The following is a 24,467-nucleotide window of genomic DNA, read 5'->3' as shown; positions in this document are numbered from 1 at the left end:
CCGTATAGTGTTGCTTTTAAAATATTGAACAAATTGAAAAGAAATAAATGAAAAGAAAGCTGTTTTTTTCGACGATTGCTTTTTGGGGCATCATCAACATCGCCAGTTCACAAGAAGCGAATAATAAATTACCTGTCTGGAAGGAAAATAACAGGCCGATCCTTTCTCAGGATTGGCTGGTAAACCCGGTTCAGCAAAAAGCCGATGTTTATGCTGATGGTAAAAACATTATTTTGAGCAATGGTTTAGTAAAAAGGACCTTCCGGATTCAGCAAAATGTGGCCTGCATTGATTACAGCAATATGAGCAACGGCCAGCAATTGCTGAGGGCTGTAAAGCCCGAAGCAAAGTTAACCGTTGATGGCAGGGAATATAATATCGGGGGCCTTTACGGGCAAAAGGAGAATGCCTATCTGCTGCCCGAATGGGTTAGCGGATTCAAAGGCAATGAAAATGATTTTCAGTTTCAATCCTTTTCGGTAACGGATATTCCTCCTTACATCCGCTGGAAACCGAGGGGATGGGCATTAAATACTGTTCCCGGCTCTGGTAAAATGTTGTCATTTGCCTATAAATCAAATGTCGACGGTTTAAAAGATCTGCTTGTTACTGTACATTATGAACTGTATAGTAACATTCCTCTTATTGTAAAATGGCTTTCGGTTCAGAATAAAGGAAATAAAGCGATAACGTTAAACAGGGTTATAAATGAGGTGCTTGCAACGGTAGAGGAGGAGAGTGCCGTAGTTGGTTCGCCTGTGCAAATGGAAAAACAGCATGGCCTTTATCTGGAGACTAACTATGCCTTCAATAACTCTATGCGATATGATATCAGCGACCAAACTACCCATTGGAAAGCCGATAGTAATTATACATCACAGGTAAATTATAATTATCAGACCCCGTGTTTATTAGAGGTATATCCGGAAAAGGCTACTGGTATAGCGTTGGGAAAGGGGCAGGTTTTTAACTCGGTTCGCACTTATGAGTTACTGATGGATAGTTATGACCGCGAAAGGCGGGGATTGGCTATCAGAAAAATGTACAGCACCATAGCTCCATGGACGACCGAAAATCCCATTTTTATGCACCTCGTAAGCCGTAACGATGATGATGTAAAAAAAGCTATAGACCAATGCGCGGAGACAGGGTATGAAGCCCTGATCCTCAGCTTTGGAAGCCATTGCAATATGGAGGATAGCTCGATCACCAACATACAACGCTGGAAAGTATTATCCGATTATGCACACAGTAAACATATCATGATAGGGGGCTATTCTTTATTTAGTTCGAGGCGGATCAGCGATGAAGATGATGTGATTGATCCGGTAACAAAAAAGCCGGATGCAGCTGCGTTCTTTGGTAATGCCCCTTGTTTGGGCAGCAAATGGGGCCTGGCCTATCTGGATAAATTAAAATACTTTATTGGTAAAACCGGGTTCGACATTTTTGAAAATGACGGCCCTTATCCCGGCGACGTTTGTGCTTCAACTACACACCCCGGCCATAAAAACCTGGATGATAGCCAATGGCAGCAAATGGAGTTGCAAAAAGGTTTATATCATTGGTGCAATGAGCATGGTGTTTATGTGAACGCTCCCGACTGGTATTTTTTGGATGGCACCAACAAAATTGCCTTAGGCTACCGGGAAGTTAATTTTTCTTTGCCGCGCGATCAGCAAATGATCCTGAACCGTCAGAATATTTTTGATGGTACCTGGGAAAAGACCCCTGCAATGGGCTGGGGATTTGTGCCGCTTACCCGGTATCAGGGCGGTGGCCCCGAAGCCGTGCTGGAACCGCTTTCGGATCATTTGAAAGATTATGAACAATTGATGGTGCAATATTACGGGGCGGGAGTCCAGGCCTGTTACCGCGGCCCAAGATTGTATGATACCGAGGCTACCCGCAAGATGGTGGTAAGTGTAATTGACTGGTATAAAAAATATCGCAGCATCCTTAACTCCGATATTATCCATCTTCGCCGGGCCGACGGCAGGGACTGGGATGGTTTGCTGCATGTGAACCCGAAACTAGGTACAAAAGGAATGATCATGCTTTACAACCCGCTTAAAGTTGCGATCACAAGAACCATTAAGGTACCCCTGTACTACACAGGTTTAACAAGTTCGGCCCTGCTCAGGGAAAAGAGAGGGGTAGCTAAAAAGTATCCTGTTGACAGGAAATATGAGATCACGCTAACCTTCAATATTGCGCCCGAGAGTTATACATGGTTCACTATTGAATAAATGGCTACGGATATGGTTAAAACCACCGGCGAAGCAACAAAATTACCCCTCCAGTTTTCTTAATTGTTATTTACAACCACATCGAAATTCATTTGAATGATCTCAACAAAAAAATTAATCACGTACATCACGTTCTTTGTTTTAATACAATCGGGCCTGCACGCCCAGGTGAATAATATTGCGCCGAATATCATACCGGCGGTTCATCAATGGCAGGCAGGTAACGGTAGTTTTATTATCAGCGCTGCTACGGTATTTAAATTTAAGCCATCTGTATCAACACAAAAAACTGTTGCAATATTCCTTGAAGACCTGGCTGCGTTGCGAGGCAAGGAGCAACAATCCGGGTTACAGGCAAAAGGAGGGAAGAATGATATCATCATAAAAATCAAACTGCAGCGTCATTTAACCCAACTCCAAAAAGAATCTTATCACCTGGAAATCAAACCGGATAAGATTATTATAAAGGCAATGGACGAGGCGGGTGTTTTTTATGCTACCAGGACTTTGCTGCAGTTAATTGAACAGAGTACCGATAAGCAAAGCATCCCTTGTTATATTATTTCAGATATCCCTGCCTATCCTTTTAGGGGATTTATGCTGGATGTTGGGCGGAAATTTTTCCCGGTATCGCAGCTGAAAGATTACATATGCCGCATGAGCTGGTATAAAATGAATCAATTACAATTACATTTAAACGATCAGGCTTTTCACGGCCAGCATTATGCAGCTTTCAGGGTCGAAAGTAAAACATATCCGCAGCTAACAGCAACAGATGGATTTTACACACAGCAGGAAATTAAAGATTTGATACAATATGCCTCAGATCGTAATATAAATATTATCCCGGAAATTGATGCGCCCGCCCATGCCATGAGTATTTTGGATATTGCCCCCGAGCTAAAAAATGAGAAGTTACAGGACGGGCAACTGGATGTATTAAATCCCAAAACCACCGCCATAATGGAAAAGATCTTCGATGAATTTGTGCCCTTATTTCCATCGCCCTATTTCCATATCGGAACTGATGAGTACAGATTTAAAAAGGCTACTACGACAGAAGACCGCAAGGCTTTTGCAGCAGGCTTTTGTAACTATATCAATCATTTCAACAGATACATAGGTGTTAAAGGGAAAAAAGTAATGATATGGTCCGGATACAACGAAATGCCGGGATTTACCCCTATTGATAGCAATATAATGATTGATATGTGGTTGGGTAATAATGCGAAGGAGGAGATTAAAGCGGGTCACCAGGTGGTACAATCAACGGACGGGTGGCTGTATATTGTTCCGGGTACAAATTACTATGGCGTAGATAATAAGTTTTTATATGAAAAATGGGCACCGAATGATTTCGGGCCAAACCAGCAGCTAAACCCGGGCGAACCTGATTTGTTAGGGGCGAAGCTGCATGTATGGAATGATCTTGGGCCAATGGGTTTTACCTATCATGAAACGGCAGACGAGGTTGCGGTGACTTTACCCGTAATGGCCGAAAAGCTATGGGGCAATAAAATGTCACCCACTCTTGATGAATTTATAAAGAGAGTTGACGGCCTGAAAAACGTACCACAAGTAAATGATACAAGGCTACTTGATGCTTCCAAAAACAGTGATCCAATCATTGACGTCGATTTCAAAGAAAATACTTTACCCGACGCTCTAAATAAACACCTAATAAAACCGTTAACCGGTTATGAGTCAAAATCTGTATTGGCGCTTGATGGGCATGATTTTGTTCGGCTAAACTTACCAGCCGACGAGTTAGAACAACCCTGGACATTGAGCTTCCGGGTTAAAAAAACAGATACCCGCGATACAACGACGGTGCTGTTCGAATCGCCTTACGGAACAATTTTCCTGAACCTTAAAGATAAAAAATCGGGCAAGACCGGTTTAGGTATTGCCCGGACTGTTGGCTATAAAGAGTACGCAGGTGAGGGTGAAGATTTTTACCGGCAGGTATTTACCGGCATTGTCCCTGTAAATAAATGGACGCAAATAACTTTGACCGGCTGGCATAATACCTGTACTTTGTATATCGATGGCAAAGAAACAGAATCAGTCGAAAAGCAATTCGTTTGTCCGCTAAAAACAATAGGCAGCAGCTGCGGCCATCTTTCAGCTTCATCATTTTTAACTAACATAAAAGTGTTTGGCCGGATATTGAACAGAGATGAAATAATGGCATTGTATTTAAATGCTAAGCTATTAATCGATTAATTAAAGAAAATAGGTTACCATTCCAAATAGCTGGTATTGATTGTTTATAGCCAGCCGTTTTAATTTGATGATAAGGTAGAACGAAATACAGCTTACTATTGGCTGGGGTGTAAAAAAGATGAGCCTCTGATGCTAAATTGGGTTTTCCTTATACGCAGGTTATCCATACAGTGCGAAGATATTAGAACAACTATTAACCTTTTTGTTGTACCGATGAAGGTTTAATTGAAAACGGCTTAGAAATTTTAGATCGACCGCAATCATCAAATAGAACGGCAACTGTTTCAGATCATCTAAAAATTGGTTCGTGAGGCGATCGGGATTGAGTACGAAAAGAAAAATAGTAAGTTGAACGTATGTTTTGCTTACGGTTTTTTTATTGTTGAAAATCTTAAGTTTACTTAAAATTAATTCGTTCTATGCTGTCACAGGAACACGATTTTGAAGAATTTAAAAGTCAATGTGTAACACATCTAATGTCGTTACAACCTGAATTTATGAAGTTGTATGATATTGATAGTTATGATGAATGGTTTTACGACCATGGCGTTGGTGCATTTCATTTCAAATCGGACAATGAAAGAAATTTGTATTTTAAATACGTTGATGTCGGTTCATTTTCAACCAAAGACAACACCTGGAAATGGGCTTGGGATAACATTACCACCCCCAAACACGTCAGCCGTTCTTTGGAAAAAGTGAAAGCTTTCGGATTAGAAAACGATTTTGAACAGCTTATTGAAGGTCTGTTTGAAGGGGATGAATATACAGGTTGGGAAATGACCGCGATTTCGGCAAAATTGTTAAACGCGATTGGTTCATATCGCATACCGCACGGTCATCTGTTTATGTATTTTATTTTTACTAATGAACTAACACAAGCAGAATACAACGATCTCAAAAATAAGTATATCGATTGTGAAACACATGTGTCTGATCGTGTTGCATTTGTCTGTCAGCATTTAATTAGTAATAAATCTATTGGTTTCCATGAGGCTTTCGATTCCCATCCATCATTTGATCCTGATGATGACTATCAGGCATGGTGTGATGAGTGCGAAAAGATCAGGCTCAGAGACGGCGAGTGGACTGATAACGCAATGGCTTTCGCAGACATTAAAGTTGTTTGCAATCAATGTTATTTTGAAATTAAAGACAGGAACCAGAGAGATTGAATAACTCCATTGTACATTCATAGGTTGAGCTTACTGTAGAATGGATTTGAATATCCGGCTTGACTCTCTCTGGAAATACTTTGAAGCGCACAGATCCAACAAATACCTCCATTTTTTCCACAAATACTCCCGGCACTGCAGATGATCGCTATGCTTATTTCACGCAATGAGATGAAAAAGCGGCTGAATGCTTACATTTGGCTATCTGACTATGAAAACGATCTTACTAGCGTATCCTTGCGTCTTTATTTTGGTATGCTGTGCTTTCGTACAGCAGGAGCCGCTCCGCCGCTTCGAGCTGAAGGGGTATGCACAAGGTACCACATATGGTATCGTGTATTATGCGCCCGACAGCCTGGTGAATACAGCGCAAACGGATAGCCTGTTAAAGCATTTTGATCAGTCGGTGTCCCTATATCAGCCTAATTCGCTTATCTGCCAGTTCAACCGTTCTGCAAAAGGTATCCGTATAGATGAAATTTTTCGTGTGCTGATCACCCGTGCGCTGCAGATCAGCCACGCAACCGGGGGGCTGGTTGACCCCACAGTGAAACCTTTGGTTGATGCCTGGGGATTTGGTGTAATTAAACCGGCACATGACCCCGACCGGGAAGAAGTGCAAAACCTCCTTCATCATGTAGGAGCGGATAAAATCAGTTTGAAAGGTACTTTTTTACACAAAACCCAGCCGGAAGTACAACTGGATCTCAACGGCATCGCGCAGGGCTATTCTGTCGATCTGCTGGCTTCGTTATTGGAACAGCATTCCATTCATAACTACCTCATCGAATTGGGTGGCGAACTGCGCATTAAAGGCCATAAACCCGGAAACGAACCGTTTAAGGTGGGCATTGAAGGCATCAGTGGTGATGACCTGAACCCGGCCCCGATGCGTAAAGTGATCGAACCGGGGGATGGCGCCATTACTACATCCGGCAATTACCGCAAACATCATGAAGCAGGCGGCAAACAGGTTTCGCACCTAATGGATCCGTTAACAGGTTACCCAATTCAAAACGAAATGATCAGTGTTACCGTTTATGCAAAGGACGCAATAACAGCGGATGGCTATGATAACGGGTTTATGACAATGGGATTAAAACGCACGTTGAACTTTCTGAAAAACCGGAAGGATCTGGGTGCTTATATTGTATACCGGAAGCCGGATGGCCGTATAGCAGATACGGTTACTGCTTACTTTAAAGGATATCAACAATAAAACTGGATAAATGGAGAGAAGAACTTTTTTGAAAAATACAGGCCTGCTAACAGGCGGACTATTGCTAAACCAAAACCTGAGCGCAATACAGCCCGGGGCCGATCCCGTTAAAATTGCAGTTGTAGGCTGTGGCGACCGTGGTACCGGGATTATGAATATCCTTAACGGAATGCCCGATCAGTTCCGCATTACTGCCTTGTGCGATGTGCTCGATTTTAGGCTGACAGCAGCACAAAAACTGGTTAAGCCTGGTTCGGTAAAAATATATACGGATTACCGTAAATTAATTGATGATAAGCAAGTGGAGGCGATCATCATCGCTGTTCCGCTGTACCTGCACTACGCTGTGGCTGCTGATGTTATCCGCTCGGGCAAACATTTATACCTGGAAAAAACGATGACCTATACCATTGACCAAGCGCTTGAGCTTGTAAGCCTGATGCATGGGCGCGGCAACCAGGTGCTGCAGGTTGGTCACCAGTACCGCTATTCGCCTTTATATTACCGGGTTAAAGAGATGATCAATAAAGGCTACCTGGGCAAAGTAACGCAAGTAGATTGCCGCTGGGACCGCAATGGCAACTGGCGACGCCCGGTGCCTGATCCTTCACTGGAACGGGCCATCAACTGGCGCATGTACAAAGAATATTCGGGCGGACTGGCGGCCGAACTGCTTTCGCACCAGATTGATTTTATTAACTGGGTTTTTGATACCCATCCGCAGGAATTTTTTGCCACCGGTGGAATAGATGTGTTTAAAGATGGCAGGGAGACCTATGATAACGTACAATTGATGTTACGTTACCCAGACCTGGGCCTGATCGGTAATTTCGGCGCGATGTGCGGCAATGCGCATGACGGCTATCTTTTCAAGATTAAAGGTACCCTGGGTACTGTATCCCTGCTAACTGATCAGGGCATGTTTTACCCCGAGAAAAAACTATTGAAAGAAAAAGGGACAGTAGACGGCGTAACCGGTGCAACACGTATTGTATGGAATAAAGAAGGAGGCACACCCATTCTGCCCGAGGCGACGAAAGATGGTACCTGGTATGCATTCAACGATTTTTATCAAAAAATACAGCATAATGAGCTACCGGATAGTAATGTATTCACGGGAGCCCGCACCGCCATCAGTGTGCACCTGGGCAACCAGGCGCTGTACAGCAAAAAGATCTGCAACTGGGATAACAGTTATAAAATAGGATAATTAGAAGCCCCGATATCGCAGATATCGGGGCTTTGTGTTTATAACTAAAAAAATCAAAATAAATTTGTGAAACCAATTAGTTGCGCATATATTTGCAACCAATCAGTTTCTTATTTAAATAAACCAAACCATGAAAACTAAAATCCTATTTGTTTTATGCCTGTTAACCGGGCTAATGTTTATCAACGCCGGTTGTGACAAATTTTTTCATTACATGCCCATGCCTAAAGAAATGCCCGAAAAAATGGTGAAAGCGGGGCAGGCCTTTATGCAAATAGGCTGGCTAATGCCGCTGGTGGGTGCCATGGAAATCCTTGGCGGTGTATTATTGATCATCCCAAGAACCAGGGCGCTTGGTGCTGTAGTACTCGTACCTCTTTTAACCGGTATTTTATTGGCTAATATCAGTATGGCCCCGTCAGGTTTGCCTATTGTATTAGTATTGATCGCAATTGTTCTTTGGGTAATCATTGACAATTGGGAAAAATACCTGCCTATGATCAGGAAATAGTTTTATAGGGCTTGATTTTTCATTCAAGCCGGTACATGATTAACACTTCAATGAGAAGAGATATTTTTCAGGCTGTTGCCGACCCTACACGGCGGGCTATCATCGCCTTAATTGCGTTACAGGCAATGACACCTAACGCCATCGCCGAGCATTTTGACACTACGCGGCAGGCGATTTCAAAACACCTGAAGGTTTTGACCGAATGCGAACTGGTGAAACAGGAACACCAGGGGCGTGAGATCTACTATCAACTGGAGATTGACAAAATGAAAGAAATAGACAAATGGCTGGAGCAATTCCGTAAGATTTGGGAAACTCGGTTCCTGCAACTCGATAACCTTTTAGCTACCTTAAAAAAACAACAAAAATGAAAAATAACTTGCACTTTGATTTTATTGCCGACAAAGTAAAAAATACGCTGACCATCAGACGTGAGTTTTTAGCCGACAGACCATTGGTTTGGGACTGTTATACTAAAAGCGAATTGCTCGATCAGTGGTTTGCGCCAGCGCCCTTAACCACCAAAACCAAATCAATGGACTTTAGCGAAGGTGGCCACTGGCACTATGCCATGGTGGAGCCTAACGGCACAGAATATTGGGGATGGACAGATTATCTGAAAATCAAACCTATTGATTACTATACATCATTAGATGCTTTCTGTAATGCAGAAGGTGAAATAAATAAGGATCTTCCCCGTGCGGAGTGGCTTGTAACTTTTACCGATAAAGGAGAAAACGCTTTGGTAGAAACCATTGTAACTTACAAATCGCTTTCAGATTTGGAAACTGTTATCCAGATGGGCATGGAACAGGGAATGATGGCAACCCTTGAAAAGCTTGACCAATTATTATTAACCTTAAAAAAGTAAAAAATGAGCAACAAGATCACCGTTACCGCTATGGTAAATGCAGATACTAAAAAAGTTTGGAATTATTACACCAATCCCGAACACATTACAAAATGGAACTTTGCCGATCCTTCGTGGCAATGTCCTTCTGCATCAAATGATATGCGGGTAGGCGGAAAATACTCGGCAAGAATGGAAGCGAAAGACGGAAGCTTCGGTTTTGACTTTGAAGCAACTTATGACGAAATTGTTGATGGCGAAAAGTTTACCTATACCATGCCAAACGGCAGGCAGGCCTCTGTTGCCTTCAAAGCGCATGGCGATCAAACCGAAGTTGAGGTAGCTTTCGATCCTGAAGATCAAAATCCCCTTGAAATGCAGAAAAACGGCTGGCAGGCGATACTCAACAACTTTAAGAAATACGCCGAAGAAAATTAACGTGCTCAGGAAAGTTGTCGTTAATGATAGTTTTACAAAAGCTGGATGGAAACATTCAGCTTTTGTGCTTTTTATTACATGTTAGTATTGTTACACTCATTAAGCTGTATATTTTATACATTGTACAGGTAAATCAATCATGTTATGTTGTTTAAGATCAAAGTGCTTTGTGTCGGCATTACATTATCGTTATGCTCTTTGCTTTCATTTGCGCAGCAAATAAATTATCCTCCTGTTGATAAGGTCGGCGCTGATTTTAAAAAACTGCTGGAAAGGCCTCGTGTTCCGTTAAGTCCATCTTTTACTATCACTCGTACAGATTCAGTTATTATAGAACACGGTTTTATCTATAGCGAAAAGAATGAGCGGGTACCTATCCTGATTTACAAACCTGTTGCCGGCACGAAATTATATCCCGCTGTAATTTTTTTGCACGGTACAGGCGGTAAAAAGGAGGACAACAAAAAGATATTGTACCAATTGGTTAAAAGAGGGATCATGGGCGTAGCCATTGATGCCCGCTTTCATGGCGAACGCATTGCCGGAGGCGCACATGGCTCAAAGGAATACGTAGCAGCTGCCACCGCTGCCTGGGAAAATAAGGACAAAGCACATCAAGCCCATCCATTTTTGTTTGATACCGCTTTTGACCTTTGGCGGGTAACCGATTACCTGGCAAGCAGGCCTGATGTAGATGCTAACCGCATCGGTATGGGCGGCATATCCATGGGAGGGATGGAAACATGGCTTGCGGCATCAGTAGATAAGCGGATAAAAGTAATTGTGCTGGATATTGCAGTCCAAAGTTTCAAATGGTCGTTAGATAATGATAAATGGCAGGGGCGTGCAGGTACTATCCGGGAAGCGCATTTGCAGGCAGCTAAAGACCTTGGCGATTCGGTCTTAAACAGGCGTAATGTACAGGCTGTATGGGATAAACTATTACCCGGTATCACCGGCGAGTTCGACTGTCCGTCGATGCTGCGATTAATGGCTCCGCGTCCATTGTTGATTGTAGGTACAGAAAATGATTCTAATTGCCCCTTGCCGGGTGCAAATATAGCTTACGCTTCGGCCATGCAAGTATATAGATCGAAAGGGGCAACCGATAAGATTATGCGCGATGTAACGCCAAAGCTATTCCATACATCTACGCCGGAACATTTTAAAATGACGTTGGATTGGTTTAGCAAATGGCTGTAGGTATGTATGTCACTGCAATGTTAATGGAAGCTTCAGTCAGAATATCTATCTAAAAAAATAAAATTAACAAAAATTTGCTAAATCGATTTTATTATATAATTTGGTCGTGCAATAACCAATTAATAAATACCGGTCAATTTTAGTTCTGACGGTTTATCTGTCCTAAAAAACTTACGGTAAACTAAACTTTCTATCCGGTACTACTATTATGAACATAACTACGCTGCCAGCCTTAAAAAAATGTTTAATAACCGTATTTGCCACGGGTATGTTGTCTATTCCGGCAACAGTGCTGAAAGCGCAAAATGCGGCTTCCTATGTTAATCCTTTTATAGGAGCCAGCACCAGCGCCGATGGAGCAGGGGTTTACCATGGCTTAGGTAAAACGTTTCCGGGCGCTGCCTCACCTTACGGGCTTGTACAGTTAAGCCCAAACACCATAACCGGAGGTGACAATGGCTCGGGCTATAGCTATGAACATAAAGGTATTGAAGGCTTTGCCTTTACTCAAATGAGTGGCATTGGCTGGTATGGCGATCTGGGGAATTTTTTGGTAATGCCCACAGCCGGGCCAATTAAAACCAGTGCCGGTAAACCAGGCACTACCGGGGTTGGATATCGATCAGCTTACGATAAAAGCAGTGAAAAAGCATCAGCGGGCTATTACAGTGTTCTGCTAACTGATAATCATATCAAAGCCGAAGCCACTGCTGCCCCTCATAGCGGCATGTTGCGCTTTACCTTTTCTCAAAATAAACAATCGCGTATCCAGATTGATCTGGCCCGAAGGGTAGGGGGAACGTCAACGCTGCAATATGTAAAAGTAGTTGATGACCACACTATTGAGGGCTTTATGAAATGCACCCCAGACGGTGGCGGATGGGGCAATGGTGATGGACATGCAGATTATACAGTGTATTTTTATGCACAATTCAGCAAGCCGCTTAAAAACTATGGTATCTGGAGTGCCGATATTCCAAGCGATTGGAGCCGTAAGCTGGACGACGTTACCGGCGATAAATACCAGGAACGCGTAGCTAATGCTGAGATCCTTAAAGGATTGAAGGAAAAGCAGGGAAAGCACCTTGGTTTTTATAGCGAATTTGCTACCAAAGCAGGTGAACAGGTATTGCTTAAATCGGGTATTTCATTTGTGAGTATAGCCGGTGCCAAAGCCAATTTGCAAGCCGAAATAAAAGACTGGAATTTCGATGCTGTTCATCAGCATACCGTTAACCTCTGGAATAACGCCTTATCAAAAGTAAGTATCCGGGGGGGCACTACAGAGCAAAAAACGGTGTTTTATACAGCATTGTACCATACCATGATCGATCCCCGCATTGTAAGCGATGTTACCGGGCAATATATGGGTGGTGATGGCAAGGTTCATCATACTACAACATTTAAAAAACGCACCATATTTAGCGGGTGGGACGTTTTCAGGAGCCAGATGCCTTTACAAACCATTATTAACCCTTCGCTGGTTAATGACCTGGTTAATTCGCTGGTTACGCTTGCGAATGAAAAGAAGAAAGATTACCTGGAGCGCTGGGAACTGCTGAATGCATATAGCGGTTGTATGCTTGGCAACCCGGCTGTAGCTGTATTGGCCGATGCTTATGCCAAAGGCATCCGTAATTATAATATACCAGATGCCTATAAATTAGCGGTGAGCACTGTTGAAAAATTTGGCAATGGCGATAAGGGTTTTACTCCGGGTGGTGGCAGCATAAGCTATACGCTTGAATACGCCTATAACGATTGGTGCGTTGCACAGCTTGCAAAAGCGCTTAACAAAACAAAAGACGTAAAAAAATACGGCGAAAGGGGAGAGGCATTTAAAAACATCTTTGATACGGATAAAGGTTGGTTCCGGCCTAAGGATAGTACCGGCAACTGGCTTCCATGGCCTGCAGAGGGGCGGATTAAACAATGGTACGGCTGTATTGAGAGCAACCCTTATCAGCAGGGATGGTTTGTGCCGCAGGATGTTGATGGTATGGCAAAACTGATGGGCGGCCGCGACAAGGTGATAGCTGATCTGAACAATCTTTTTGAAAAAACGCCCGATAACATGATGTGGAACGATTACTACAATCATTCCAATGAGCCTGTGCACCATGTTCCATTTTTATATAACAGGTTGGGCGCTCCATGGCTTACCCAGAAATGGACCCGTGAGATCTGCCGCCGGGCTTATAAAAACTCGGTAGAGGGTTTAGTAGGCAACGAAGATGTGGGGCAAATGTCGGCCTGGTATGTATTGGCAGCGAGTGGTTTGCATCCGGTTTGTCCCGGCGATACCAGGCAGGAGATCACCAGTCCGGTATTTAATAAAGTAACGTTAAAGCTTGATCCTAAATACGCAAAGGGTAAAACCTTTACCATCATCGCCAATAATAATTCGGCAAAAAATATTTATATACAGAGAGCAAAGCTTAACGGCAAAACCTATAATAAATGCTATATCGATTATAAGGATATTGCGGCAGGCGGCGCCCTTGAACTAAGTATGGGCGCAACACCCAATAAAAACTGGGGGATCTGATAATTTAGGATATGCGTGAAGGAAAGATGAGCAGGTTTTTTATATAGAATTGCTAAATCGATTTTATAAATTAAATGATTGACAGCACTAACCAAACATCAAACCAAATTATAAATCAAACCAAATTATGAAAACAAACCTGTTCACCTGTACCATGACGGCCATGGCCTTGCTGGCCTCATGCAGCAAACAAGCTGCCGTTAAGTACCCCAAACCTTTTGTACGCACAGATTCTGTACAACTAACCAGCGGATCGCCGGTAAGCTCATACGGAACCTTTTTCATCACCAACGTGTTAAGCGGTAAAGCTATTGAAATTAATAGCAGCGGTATGCTTAATGATGGCACCGGTGCGCAGCAAAACCAATACTCGGGCAGTGGTACGGCCACGGCCCCCAACCAAAAATGGATAATTGTACAACAGGGCAGCGGCGCTATAACCAGCACTACCAAATTTAAGATCATGAATGTAGCCAGCGGTAAATATCTGGAAGTACCCTTAGCCACCACGAATCCCGGTACGGGCCTATGGCAGGATAAAGCCAATACTAACAATGCCCAGCAATGGTATATCCAGCCGGTTAGCACCGGTGTTTATAAAATTATTAATGTGGGAAATGGCCTGGCAGTTACTAATCATGGGTCATCTGCCACTAATGGTACGCCTATTACCCAGGAGGCTTTTGTTGCCGGCAATACGGCGCAAACATGGCTGCTTAACGGGCTTACAGCCGAGGCTTACCGCGACGATGATGTCGTGAACTTTTTTCACCGTACCAATGGCACCGTGGCTTTTGATGAGGGAAAAAGTATCCCGCTTACCTATGGGGCCAACAACGGAAAAGTGCTTTGGATAACCGAAGATGCCTATGAATCGTCACAGCTTCAAAGTAACGGACAGTTATATTGCCAGTTTTTTAAATATCATAATTCGGCCCTGCTGCAGCCGGCCAGTCACAGCTGGGATCAATCACTTACGCCAAATATCACTACCAATAATTCGCCGGTAAACAGCATGGAGATCATTGAAAGCCCGGGCGATCATAACTCAACCTATCGCTGGCCCGGCGCAGGAATTGAGGCCGGTAGCCACGTTTATCTTTACACATTTGAATCGGCCAACGGATCTACACCCGAAAACCAGGTGCTTTATGACTTAACTCAAAACACATCCGGACTTAACTGGGGTACAGCCGCGCGGTTAACACCTGCGGGTATGTCGGGCCAAACAGAAACCGGGTTTTCAAACGGGATGGTTAAAAACGCTACTAACGACTCGGTATATGTTTACGGAAGCAAAAGCGTTTTCTTCAATACGTCCAATGTATTCCTGGCCCGCTTCCCGGTAAGTAACCCGTCTAACTGGTCGTTCTGGACAGGCTCTTCATGGTCGTCAACCCGTACAACCGCTTCGGCGGCAGCTATAAACGTAGGTGCGGGCAATACCACGCAGCAAAATGTGACCATATCAAAAGTGAACAATAAATATGTAATGATGCAAATGGACCTGGGCTATTTTTGTGATCCGGCGAGCCATAACATTTATATTTCAACGGCCGATAGTCCTAAGGGGCCTTTCACTGCGCCTAAAATGGTTTTCACCATCAATGATGTTTACCAGGGCCATTTGGCAAAGTACTATACCCCGGCCATCCACGCTGAGTTTATAAACGGACATAACGAATTGCTTGTTACCTATTGCCTTAATTATAATGGTGATGGCGGCAGCTGCAGCACAACCACCTGCGTAAATAATAACCAGGATCCTAACTTTTACCAGGTAAAAGCAGTAAGGGTTCCGTACAGCCTGGTGGGTTTATAGTTTGAATTTATTTTTTGCTGAACACATTATAATTAACAGTTAATGAAAAAGTTGATTTTATTATTAGTACTGATAGCAGCCCGGGGAGCAGTAACTGCCCAAAACATAGCGCCATTTCGCGCGGGCGACCGGGTGGCTTTTGTTGGCAACAGTATTACAGATGGGGGCCATTACCACTCGTACATCTGGCTGTATTATATGACCCGTTTCCCTAACATGCGGATAACCTGCTATAACGCCGGCATTGGCGGCGATGTTGTAGGGCAGATCAACGACCGTTTCGAAGATGATGTGTTCAGCAAAAAACCAAATGTGTTAACCCTTACCTGGGGCATGAATGATACTGGTTATTTTGAATGGTACCGCCCCGATGCACAGGATGTTATGGATAAAAGGATCCAGGGCTCATACGATAACTATGCACTGCTGGAAAACAAACTAAAGCAACACCCTGAGATCCGTAAAATTTTTATTCTTGGTTCGCCTTATGACGAAACCAGCAAGTTTACTACCAAAAACATCTATCCTAAAAAAAGTGCGGCTTTTTCAAAGGTGATCGATTTTCAGCAAGCAGCAGCGAAAAGAAATAACTGGGGTTATGTTGATTTCTATCATCCCATGACAGAGATCAACCTGCGTGAGCAAGCCAAAGATTCCACCTTCAGCTTAACGCCCAATGACAGGGTACATCCTGACAATGACGGGCACCTCGTGATGGCTTATCTTTTTCTAAAGGCGCAGGGCTTCAGCAATAAGGTAGTGGCTGATGTGGCTGTTGATGCAAAAAGTAAAAAGACCATTAAGGCGGTGAATTGTAAAGTAACTAACGTGGTTTCTTCGGCAGATTCCGTATCGTTCAATTACCTCGCAAATTCATTGCCGTACCCCATTGATACCATTCCGCGTGGCTGGGGAAACCGAAAAAAACAAGCCGATGCGCTTAAGGTTGTGCCGTTTACCAAAGAAATGAACCAGGAGTTGCTTGCCGTTAAAGGGTTAAAAGCAGCTAATTATAATGTCCTTATCGATGGAGAAAAAATGGGTAGCTGGTCGGCTGAGCAATTGGGCGCAGGTATCAACCTGGCCGAGATCACTATAACACCGCAATATCAGCAGGCCATCCAGATCAGGGAACTGAACGAGGAACGTTGGGACATTGAAAGGCGTATCCGCATGTATACCTGGATGCAGTTTGACTTTTTAAAAGGCAAAGGCTTGTTATTCCATGATACCAACGCCGCTATGGATACCATAAGCAAGTATGCCAAAAAAGACATTTTTGTTAACGGAAATAAAGATAACTATACCCGTGCCCGTTACAAAAGCCTGCGCGATGCCTGGCAAAAAGAAATGGATGTACTTACCGACCAGATCTACACCATCAATAAACCGCAAAACCATCACATCACCATCATCGCGTCAAAATAAAATCACTATATACTAATGAATATTAAAAAGTTACTATTTATTCCATTATTTATTGGCTTTGCAGTCTGCAGTTTGAAAGCTGCCGCCGCAACGGTTGATACGGTGCTGACTCACAGTGCCATAATGAACAAAGACATTAAGGCTGTGGTGATCAAGCCTGCCGATTATTCGAGCACCAAAAAGTACCCGGTATTATACCTGCTGCATGGCTTTAGCGGCAATTACAGCGATTGGATTAAAAAAGTCCCTGCTGTTGCCGGTTTGGCCGATACTTATCATTTTATTATAGTTTGTGCCGACGGCGATTTTGCGGGCTGGTATTTTGATAGCCCAACCATTAAGGATTCACAATACGAAACCTATGTAGGTACCGAACTGGTGAACTGGGTTGATAAGCATTATTCAACCATAACCGACCGGAAGGGGAGGGCCATAACCGGTTTGAGTATGGGCGGACATGGCGCGTTGTATATAGCGTTTAAGCATTTAGATAAATTTGGTGCTGCCGGGAGCATGAGTGGCGCGGTTGATATCAGGCCTTTTCCGGATAGTTTCGGCATCGAACGCGTATTGGGTAAATACAGCGAACACCCCGACAGGTGGGAACAAAACAGCGTGGTAAACCTCATCTACCTGTTGAAACCCAATTCACTTGCTATTACTTTTGACGTTGGTTATGACGATTTCCTTTACCAGGCCAACCAGGAACTGCATGAAAAGCTGCTTGAACGCAAAGTTCCTCATGATTATACCGTAAGGCCGGGGGGCCATACCTGGGAATTTTGGGGCAATTCCATTAACTACCAGGCACTGTATTTCAGTCGTTTTTTTGAAGGAATAAAATAGATAGCTTTTTATAATAACAATTACAACATTTTCAACCGATTGCAAATGTTGTAATTGTTAAAATTCCGGTATCGAAATTGTGATTTTAAAAATTATAAAAAAATAACTCGAAAAATTTGCTAAATCGTTTTTATAAACTATATTAGTATCAGATTTCAACATCTGAATTATAAACCAATTAACAAACAGCTTTTAAAACGTTTGCTCCGCGGGTTAAAACATGAAATTGCTAAAACGATTTTATATTTTCTCTGTCGAAGCATGATGTTAACTAACCCCTATAGTATGAAAAAACTTTACTTTAAGGTTCTTGCTTATTCGGTTTTCGGGGGCTTCCTTGTTTTCACTTCATGTAAAAAGGAAGGTTTCCTGGGGCAAACACAAACATCAAACCTAACCGGCGAGACAGTGTTTACCGATAGTGCCAATACCGTATCGTTTTTAGCCGGTATTTACAGCAATGTTGGTTTTAGTGCGGCGGCAGGAAGGTTTACCTACGGGCCAATACTTTCGCCTACACCTAACGGCGGTATCGATGCTGCCTCCGACGAAGCCGAAGTATCAGCATCTGCCGGATCAACCGCGCTGGCATTTGAAACCGGCACCATCAATGCTGCCGTAGTTACCGATGATGCGTATAAAACTTGTTATACCAATATCCGCTCGGTAAACCAGTTGCTTAAAAATTTACCTAAGGCACCAATCAATAATTTCGTCAAAACACAAATGAAAGCTGAGGCACGGTTTTTACGGGCCTGGTATTATGCTATATTACTGAAACATTACGGCGGTGTGCATTTACTTGGCGACAGTGTTTACACGTATACGGATAAGATCCCGGCTGCCCGCAATACCTACGCCGATTGTGTGAATTATATCCTTGCCGAGTGTGACGCGGCAGCGCAGGACCTGCCGACTGTGCAATCGGGGGTAAACTACGGCCGTGCATCAAAAGGGGCCTGCCTTGCTTTAAAATCAAGGGTGCTGCTTTATGCCGCAAGCCCTTTGTTCAATGGGCAATCTATTGGTGAGGGTAAAACGCTTGAATTGGTGGGATACCCGGCTTACGATAAAGAACGCTGGAGACTTGCCGAACAAGCGGCTGCTGCCGTTATCTCAACTGGCGTTTATAGCCTCAACGTTGACAATGCCACTGCCCCAGGTTTTGGCTTTCAAAAGCTGTTTACCAAGCGCGTAAATACCGAATATATTTTCCAGTTGATGCGCCCGACCGGCAACGTGGATTTAGAGAATTTATGGCAGCCGCCAACCCGTACAGGCAAAAACGGTGCTTTTCCCCTGCAGGGATTGGTTGATGCTTTCCCGATGAGCAACGGTAAAAATATAACAGACCCTACATCAAACTATAATCCCAATAATCCATATGCTAACCGCGATCCGCGTTTGGATTATAGCATCATCCATGACCAAACACCTCTGCAAATCAGGCTTTCGTCGGGTACATCACCCATAAATATTTTTGTTGGTAAATACAACGGAAATACAACGGGACCTGATGCCGTACATGTTGGCACTACCACCGGATACTACACCAATAAAATGCTCGACCCGGCTGCCGTGGCCAACGATTTTATGCACCGGACAGATCGTTGCCTGCCATTGATCCGCTATGCCGAGATCCTGCTGAACTATGCCGAAGCCGCTAATGAATATGAAGGGCCAACCGCATTAGTTTATTCGGCAGTTGAGGCTATCCGTCAACGGGCGGGCTTAAACCCATACCAGTTGCCCGCGGGTTTGAGCCAGGCTGATATGCGTACAGCCATTCAAAATGAACGCCGTATTGAGCTGGCTTTTGAAGAGCACCGCTTTTGGGATGTGCGCCGCTGGAAAATTGCTGATCAAACTGACAACATCACTACCAAAGGCATGGAGGTTGACCGGGATGGTGCGGCAGTGGCCTATAAACAATTTGATGTGCGCAAACGCAATTTCCGTAAAGCGATGTACCTATGGCCTTTCCCGCAAAGCGAGGTAGCCAAATCGCCCGAACTGATCCAGAACCCGGGCTATTAATCACCGACAGTATAATAGTATTGATATGAAATATAATTACAAAGCAAAATGGTTTTACATGCTGCTGATAGCTGTCTTTATGCTGGCGGCTTCATCATGTAAAACCGAAAAGATAGTTCCCGGAAGCGAGGCTCCCAAAGATATCGCCGGCAACTGGCGGGTGATCAAAGCTACCCGTAATGGAACCGATTTAACCTCCATTATTGATTTTAGCCAGTTCAGGATCAGCTTTACCGATAAAGGGTATACACTGGTGAACAAATTGCCCTTCCTGGTAAGCAAGGATGGCGCTTTTGCACTTGATGATCCGCAGTACCCGTTTAAGATCACCTTTACTGCTACAGGCGATAAGCCGGTTTCAACAGCTTTTACTTACCCTATAGTAAACGGCAAAAGGCAGCTTAGCATAACATTCAGCCCGGGCTGTACCAATAATACTTATGTGTACGTGCTTGAAAAAGCCAATTGATAAACTAAAAGCAACCAATAAATTATGAGATCATATTTACATATAAAAGGTAAAAATTTATGGAAGCTGTGTGCTTTGGTGGTGCTGGGTATTGCTTTAGCCTGCTGTGGCGAACAAATTACCAGTGTTGATCAGCCGGCCACAGCTGCCGTAGGTTCAGTTGTGCCGATAACGGTACACTGTGATATCCCTACCGTGGGAGATGGGGGCCCCGATTACCTCATTTTTGGTTTTTTGGTACCTAAAGGCTGGAAGGCAGCGCAGAATACCACCATAACTTACACCAGCAAACAAGGTAACGGAACCATGTCCCTGATACCCGACGGTACTTTGCCCAAAAAGGGCGACGGCCTTACCTGGTCGGCATACATGAAAAAAACTTTCGGTAACGGTGGTAACCTTATTGATGACATGGAATGGGTGGCTTACCAAACTGATAAAGCCTACAGCCATACTGGTGGGGTAGAGTTTATTGTCGACCTGAATATCAAAACAAAAGTAGGTGCCGATAATAATAACATGTTGGTTAAACTGGGCTATACCATAACCGACAGCGGCAACGGTTTTACCAGCGATGGCAATGGTACTTATTACAGTGTGCTGCTTGGTAATACCTGTTTTGAAGTAACCGGCGGCAGCGGTGACCTGGTTGACTTTTGTAACCCGCAGCTTACCACAATCGATCCGCCAAAATCATTGGATAACGATTTTGTAACCCTGACTTTTGATGGTACAGTTACCGATACACAGTTAAGCGGCGCAAGTGAAGTTTACCTGTGCGCAAAGGCCTACACCAGCGATGGGAAAACCATAAACGTTTGTGAGCAAACCTCTAAAACATTATTGAAACAAACTACTGCCACCAGTAAAAAGTACCAGCTTACGTTTTGGCCGAGATCATTCTTTAATGCAGGGGATACGCAAACCATCACAAGAATGGAGTACTTCCTTACAGATAAAACGGGCAAGGTAAAGGTAGGCTATGGTAATACTGATGCCCCGTTCACCTATACATTTAAATGCGGTTGATCTGTAGATGAAATAAACAAGCAGATGCACCTAACTATACAGGATCTGCTAAAACGATATTTAAATCTTTTGCCAACAATTTTAAACCTGAAAAATATGGCTTATTGCTACATAAATAAATGTTTAACAGGTATCACGCTGTTGATGCTGCTACTGGTTAAAACCAGCTATGCAGCCATGCAGCAGGATACAGCTGCCGTGGCGCCTGCACGGCCCGGTCAGGTAAGCGGTATTGTACTTGATGAGTATGGTAACCCACTGCAGGGTGTTAAAGTAATCAATAAAGGAAAAAATAGTACCCTGACCACCGGTAAAGACGGCATGTTTGCTATCAACGCCATAAAGGGAGATGCCCTGGTATTTACCGCCGCGAATTATAACGCCCGCCAGGTTATTGTTAAAAACACTGCTAAATTAACGGTGAGGCTCATAGATACCTATATTCAGGCACCTAAAACCATTAATGTGCTTTATGATACCATAAGCACATCAAAAAATGTAGGTGCCATATCAACTATCTATACCAATCAGCTTACAAGCACCCCTGCAACTTTATATACCTATGCTTTACCCGGGCAACTCCCCGGTTTATATACCCAGCAGTATAGCGGTTTCGCCGCACCTCAAACCGGCGTGCAGACTGTAAATGACTTTATCGGGGCGGTAGTGCAGCACAATAATTATTCGGCCAATGACAATACCGAGTTCGGCCTTTCATTAAGAGGGCAGGGGCCGATAACGATTATCGATGGTGTTCAGCGAGAGATAGCGTCGCTTGATCCGGAAAGTATCGAATCGGTTTCGGTATTAAAGGATGCGCTTTCAAATATGATGCTGGGCATCAACAGTTCGCGCGGTACTTTACTTATTACTACCAAACGCGGTCAGGTGGGTACGCCGCATATTTCATTCACTGCACAAACAGGCACCCAGCAGCCTTTGGGCTTGCCAAACCCGCTGCCTGCTTATCAATATGCGTATTTATATAATGAAGCGTTACAAAACGATGGTAAGCCGGCACTTTACAGCAGTGCCGATTTTAACGCCTACCGCAACCACACCGACCCTTTACGACATCCGGATGTTAACTGGTTTAAAACCATATTGCGCGATAATTCACCAATGACCAGCTACAAGCTTAATGTTAACGGCGGTACCCAGGTAGCACGGTACAGTGTTTCATTAAACTACCTTGACCAGGCCGGGATGTTCCGCACCGCATCATCTGTACCCTATAACACCAATAATGATCTTAACCGCTATATCATTAACTCCGATCTTGCAGTTAACGTAACCAAAAAATTCACTGTCGATCTGCAGTTATTCGGCCGTATCCAGCAAAGCACACAGCCAGGAGCAGGATATGGAAACATATTGGGCGCTCTTTACAGCACGCCAAACAATGCATATCCGCTTTATAATCCAAATAACACATTTGGCGGTACAACAACATATACCAACAACCTGCTTTCGCAAACCGAGTTTTCAGGCTATCAGCGCACCAGCAGCAATGATGTACTGGCCAACCTCGATCTAAATTATAACCTCAGCAGCATAACACCAGGCTTATCGGCAAAGACAAAAGGCAATCTTGCTTTTTCATCGCAAAGTTTTTTAAATCGCTCATTGCAAAATAATGCCTATTCCTTTAACGCCGACAGTTCTTATTCGGCAGTGGGCTCATCAGTTGCGCAAAACAATTCGTTCAGTACGGTTTCAAGCGCCCGCTACTCGTTTGCCCAGGCATCAGTTAATTACGACAGGACTTTTGGCAAAAGCAATATAACCGGTATGACACTGTATGATGTACGCTCGGTTGTATTAAACTATGACCTTTCGCAGGTAACAACAAACCGTGCATTAAAAGCGGGTTATAATTATGACGGTAAATACTTTATTGAAGCGGCTGTCAACAGCAGCGGTTATAACCGTTATCCTCCGGGCAATCAATATGGCTTGTTTTACGCCGGCGGTATTGGCTGGCAAATGGGTAAAGAGGATTTTATTAATGATAATTTCAGCTGGATAAACTCATGGAAGTGGCGCGCTACCTATGGTAAAACCGGAAACAACAACGTAGATAATTACGGTTACTATAACTTTTTGCAAACCTACGGCCCTTCGCAGGGCTATTCATACAGCACAGGTACCAGCAAAAGCCCGGTACAGGGTTATTTTGAAAACACATTGGCCAACCCATACATCCGTTGGGAAAAAGCCCGCAAGCTGGATGTAGGAGCTGATATTTCCCTGTTTAATAATCATTTTAATATTACTGCCGATTATTACCACGACAGGTATTATGATCTGTTACAGGTACGCGGCAACAGCATAGCCTTGCTGGGTACTGCTTACCCTTATGAAAATTTAGGCATCAACCTTTATAAGGGCGGCGAACTTACTTTAACCTATCAAAACCACATCCAAAATTTCAATTACTTTATCTCTGGTAATGCATCTATCCAATCGTCAAAAATTATTTTTAGCGACGAAGAGCCATATCCTTACCCATGGCTCAGGCACACCGGCCGCTCAACCAATGCTATTTATGGTTACACGGCTATCGGTTATTTCAAGGATGCCCAGGATGCTGCCACCAGTGCAACAACTACCGGTTACGCCGCACAGGCAGGAGATGTAAAATACAAAGACCTTAACGGCGATCATATTATCAACCAGTTTGATGTTTCGGCTATAGGCGGTAACCGGCCGCTGGTTTATTATGGCTTTTCGGCGGGTTTCAATTACAAAGGTTTTAGTCTGAGTTTCCTGTTACAGGGCGTAGCGAACCGTGAGCTGATGTTCAATAACTCGCAGGTGAACGGCTTTGCAGGTGTGGGTTTCCTCGGGCTTACTTACAGCGGGCAGGCGTACAACACCATTTTAGGCCGGTGGACACCCGAAACCGCTGCTACGGCTACTGCGCCAAGGTTATCAATAGGTAACGCCAATAATACCGCCAACTCAACCTTGTACCTGCGCAAGGGCAACTATATAAGGCTTAAAAATGCCGAGGTAGGTTACAACCTGCCTTATGAGTGGGCGCATAAGCTTAGGCTATCGGGCTTGCGAGTGTTTGTGAACGGCGAAAACCTGTATACACTGTATGGCTACAAAGATTTTGATCCGGAGGTATACGGTACTGCTTACCCCATTCAAAGGGTAATAAATGCCGGCGTTAACATTAAGCTTTGATTTTGGCCATCA

Annotated in this window: 18 protein-coding genes; all 18 read left to right on the top strand. The window is 43.8% G+C overall.

Features of this window, described 5'->3' with window-relative positions; translation table 11 throughout:
* Window positions 1-47: 47 nt before the first annotated feature.
* The 18 genes from IEX80_RS07530 to IEX80_RS07445 all read left to right on the top strand — a co-directional run bounded on the left by IEX80_RS07530 (window position 48) and on the right by IEX80_RS07445 (window position 24,455).
* Window positions 48-2,249: an alpha-galactosidase gene (locus IEX80_RS07530; RefSeq protein ID WP_229701558.1), complete on the top strand. Its 2,202-nt coding sequence runs from the start codon at window positions 48-50 to the stop codon at window positions 2,247-2,249.
* Window positions 2,250-2,345: 96 nt separating this feature from the next.
* Entirely contained in the window at window positions 2,346-4,475 is a 2,130-nt protein-coding gene (locus IEX80_RS07525) for a beta-N-acetylhexosaminidase (protein WP_188832532.1), read from the top strand.
* 419 nt (window positions 4,476-4,894) lie between these two features.
* Window positions 4,895-5,650 carry a DUF6882 domain-containing protein gene (locus IEX80_RS07520; protein WP_188832531.1) on the top strand — a complete coding sequence of 252 codons (756 nt, stop codon included), beginning with the start codon at window positions 4,895-4,897 and terminating at the stop codon, window positions 5,648-5,650.
* 211 nt (window positions 5,651-5,861) lie between these two features.
* Window positions 5,862-6,869: an FAD:protein FMN transferase gene (locus tag IEX80_RS07515; protein WP_188832530.1), complete on the top strand. Its 1,008-nt coding sequence runs from the start codon at window positions 5,862-5,864 to the stop codon at window positions 6,867-6,869.
* A 10-nt stretch (window positions 6,870-6,879) separates the two neighbouring features.
* Window positions 6,880-8,079, top strand: coding sequence for a Gfo/Idh/MocA family protein (locus tag IEX80_RS07510; protein WP_188832529.1), 1,200 nt, complete (start codon window positions 6,880-6,882; stop codon window positions 8,077-8,079).
* Window positions 8,080-8,209: 130 nt separating this feature from the next.
* Entirely contained in the window at window positions 8,210-8,590 is a 381-nt protein-coding gene (locus tag IEX80_RS07505) for a MauE/DoxX family redox-associated membrane protein (RefSeq protein WP_188832528.1), read from the top strand.
* A gap of 50 nt (window positions 8,591-8,640) precedes the next feature.
* Window positions 8,641-8,961, top strand: a complete 321-nt coding sequence (locus IEX80_RS07500; RefSeq protein ID WP_090527244.1) for an ArsR/SmtB family transcription factor — start codon at window positions 8,641-8,643, stop codon at window positions 8,959-8,961.
* Window positions 8,958-9,461, top strand: coding sequence for an SRPBCC family protein (locus tag IEX80_RS07495; protein ID WP_188832527.1), 504 nt, complete (start codon window positions 8,958-8,960; stop codon window positions 9,459-9,461). Before IEX80_RS07500 ends, IEX80_RS07495 begins: the two co-directional genes overlap by 4 nt.
* A gap of 3 nt (window positions 9,462-9,464) precedes the next feature.
* Window positions 9,465-9,878, top strand: coding sequence for an SRPBCC family protein (locus tag IEX80_RS07490; protein ID WP_188832526.1), 414 nt, complete (start codon window positions 9,465-9,467; stop codon window positions 9,876-9,878).
* 144 nt (window positions 9,879-10,022) lie between these two features.
* Complete coding sequence (locus IEX80_RS07485; protein WP_188832525.1) at window positions 10,023-11,081, top strand: alpha/beta hydrolase family protein; 1,059 nt, start codon at window positions 10,023-10,025, stop codon at window positions 11,079-11,081.
* 208 nt (window positions 11,082-11,289) lie between these two features.
* On the top strand, window positions 11,290-13,629 hold the full coding sequence (locus tag IEX80_RS07480) for a GH92 family glycosyl hydrolase (RefSeq protein WP_229701557.1): 2,340 nt from the start codon (window positions 11,290-11,292) through the stop codon (window positions 13,627-13,629).
* Window positions 13,630-13,756: 127 nt separating this feature from the next.
* Entirely contained in the window at window positions 13,757-15,451 is a 1,695-nt protein-coding gene (locus IEX80_RS07475; protein ID WP_188832524.1) for an RICIN domain-containing protein, read from the top strand.
* A 42-nt stretch (window positions 15,452-15,493) separates the two neighbouring features.
* Window positions 15,494-16,879, top strand: coding sequence for an SGNH/GDSL hydrolase family protein (locus IEX80_RS07470; RefSeq protein WP_188832523.1), 1,386 nt, complete (start codon window positions 15,494-15,496; stop codon window positions 16,877-16,879).
* Between the two features lie 15 nt (window positions 16,880-16,894).
* Entirely contained in the window at window positions 16,895-17,725 is an 831-nt protein-coding gene (locus tag IEX80_RS07465; protein ID WP_176627391.1) for an alpha/beta hydrolase, read from the top strand.
* Between the two features lie 285 nt (window positions 17,726-18,010).
* Window positions 18,011-19,762, top strand: coding sequence for a RagB/SusD family nutrient uptake outer membrane protein (locus IEX80_RS07460; RefSeq protein WP_188832522.1), 1,752 nt, complete (start codon window positions 18,011-18,013; stop codon window positions 19,760-19,762).
* Between the two features lie 25 nt (window positions 19,763-19,787).
* The gene (locus IEX80_RS07455) at window positions 19,788-20,231 is read left to right on the top strand and encodes a DUF5004 domain-containing protein (RefSeq protein ID WP_129570902.1); all 444 of its coding nucleotides are present in this window, start codon (window positions 19,788-19,790) and stop codon (window positions 20,229-20,231) included.
* A 24-nt stretch (window positions 20,232-20,255) separates the two neighbouring features.
* The gene (locus IEX80_RS07450; RefSeq protein ID WP_188832521.1) at window positions 20,256-21,260 is read left to right on the top strand and encodes a DUF4961 domain-containing protein; all 1,005 of its coding nucleotides are present in this window, start codon (window positions 20,256-20,258) and stop codon (window positions 21,258-21,260) included.
* 96 nt (window positions 21,261-21,356) lie between these two features.
* Window positions 21,357-24,455: a SusC/RagA family TonB-linked outer membrane protein gene (locus tag IEX80_RS07445; RefSeq protein ID WP_188832520.1), complete on the top strand. Its 3,099-nt coding sequence runs from the start codon at window positions 21,357-21,359 to the stop codon at window positions 24,453-24,455.
* The last annotated feature ends 12 nt before the right edge of the window (window positions 24,456-24,467 follow it).

Origin of the sequence: Mucilaginibacter rubeus (genome assembly GCF_014643835.1) — a bacterium.
Taxonomy (GTDB): Bacteria; Bacteroidota; Bacteroidia; order Sphingobacteriales; family Sphingobacteriaceae; genus Mucilaginibacter; species Mucilaginibacter rubeus.
This window is presented reverse-complemented; position numbering and strand designations above follow the sequence as displayed.

Coding starts and splice junctions, on each gene's coding strand:
- IEX80_RS07525 (WP_188832532.1), top strand. CDS start 2,346: ATGATCTCAACAAAAAAATTAATCACGTACATCACGTTCTTTGTTTTA.
- IEX80_RS07470 (WP_188832523.1), top strand. CDS start 15,494: ATGAAAAAGTTGATTTTATTATTAGTACTGATAGCAGCCCGGGGAGCA.
- IEX80_RS07480 (WP_229701557.1), top strand. CDS start 11,290: ATGAACATAACTACGCTGCCAGCCTTAAAAAAATGTTTAATAACCGTA.
- IEX80_RS07520 (WP_188832531.1), top strand. CDS start 4,895: ATGCTGTCACAGGAACACGATTTTGAAGAATTTAAAAGTCAATGTGTA.
- IEX80_RS07515 (WP_188832530.1), top strand. CDS start 5,862: ATGAAAACGATCTTACTAGCGTATCCTTGCGTCTTTATTTTGGTATGC.
- IEX80_RS07460 (WP_188832522.1), top strand. CDS start 18,011: ATGAAAAAACTTTACTTTAAGGTTCTTGCTTATTCGGTTTTCGGGGGC.
- IEX80_RS07445 (WP_188832520.1), top strand. CDS start 21,357: ATGGCTTATTGCTACATAAATAAATGTTTAACAGGTATCACGCTGTTG.
- IEX80_RS07475 (WP_188832524.1), top strand. CDS start 13,757: ATGAAAACAAACCTGTTCACCTGTACCATGACGGCCATGGCCTTGCTG.
- IEX80_RS07450 (WP_188832521.1), top strand. CDS start 20,256: ATGAGATCATATTTACATATAAAAGGTAAAAATTTATGGAAGCTGTGT.
- IEX80_RS07510 (WP_188832529.1), top strand. CDS start 6,880: ATGGAGAGAAGAACTTTTTTGAAAAATACAGGCCTGCTAACAGGCGGA.
- IEX80_RS07465 (WP_176627391.1), top strand. CDS start 16,895: ATGAATATTAAAAAGTTACTATTTATTCCATTATTTATTGGCTTTGCA.
- IEX80_RS07505 (WP_188832528.1), top strand. CDS start 8,210: ATGAAAACTAAAATCCTATTTGTTTTATGCCTGTTAACCGGGCTAATG.
- IEX80_RS07500 (WP_090527244.1), top strand. CDS start 8,641: ATGAGAAGAGATATTTTTCAGGCTGTTGCCGACCCTACACGGCGGGCT.
- IEX80_RS07490 (WP_188832526.1), top strand. CDS start 9,465: ATGAGCAACAAGATCACCGTTACCGCTATGGTAAATGCAGATACTAAA.
- IEX80_RS07485 (WP_188832525.1), top strand. CDS start 10,023: ATGTTGTTTAAGATCAAAGTGCTTTGTGTCGGCATTACATTATCGTTA.
- IEX80_RS07455 (WP_129570902.1), top strand. CDS start 19,788: ATGAAATATAATTACAAAGCAAAATGGTTTTACATGCTGCTGATAGCT.
- IEX80_RS07495 (WP_188832527.1), top strand. CDS start 8,958: ATGAAAAATAACTTGCACTTTGATTTTATTGCCGACAAAGTAAAAAAT.
- IEX80_RS07530 (WP_229701558.1), top strand. CDS start 48: ATGAAAAGAAAGCTGTTTTTTTCGACGATTGCTTTTTGGGGCATCATC.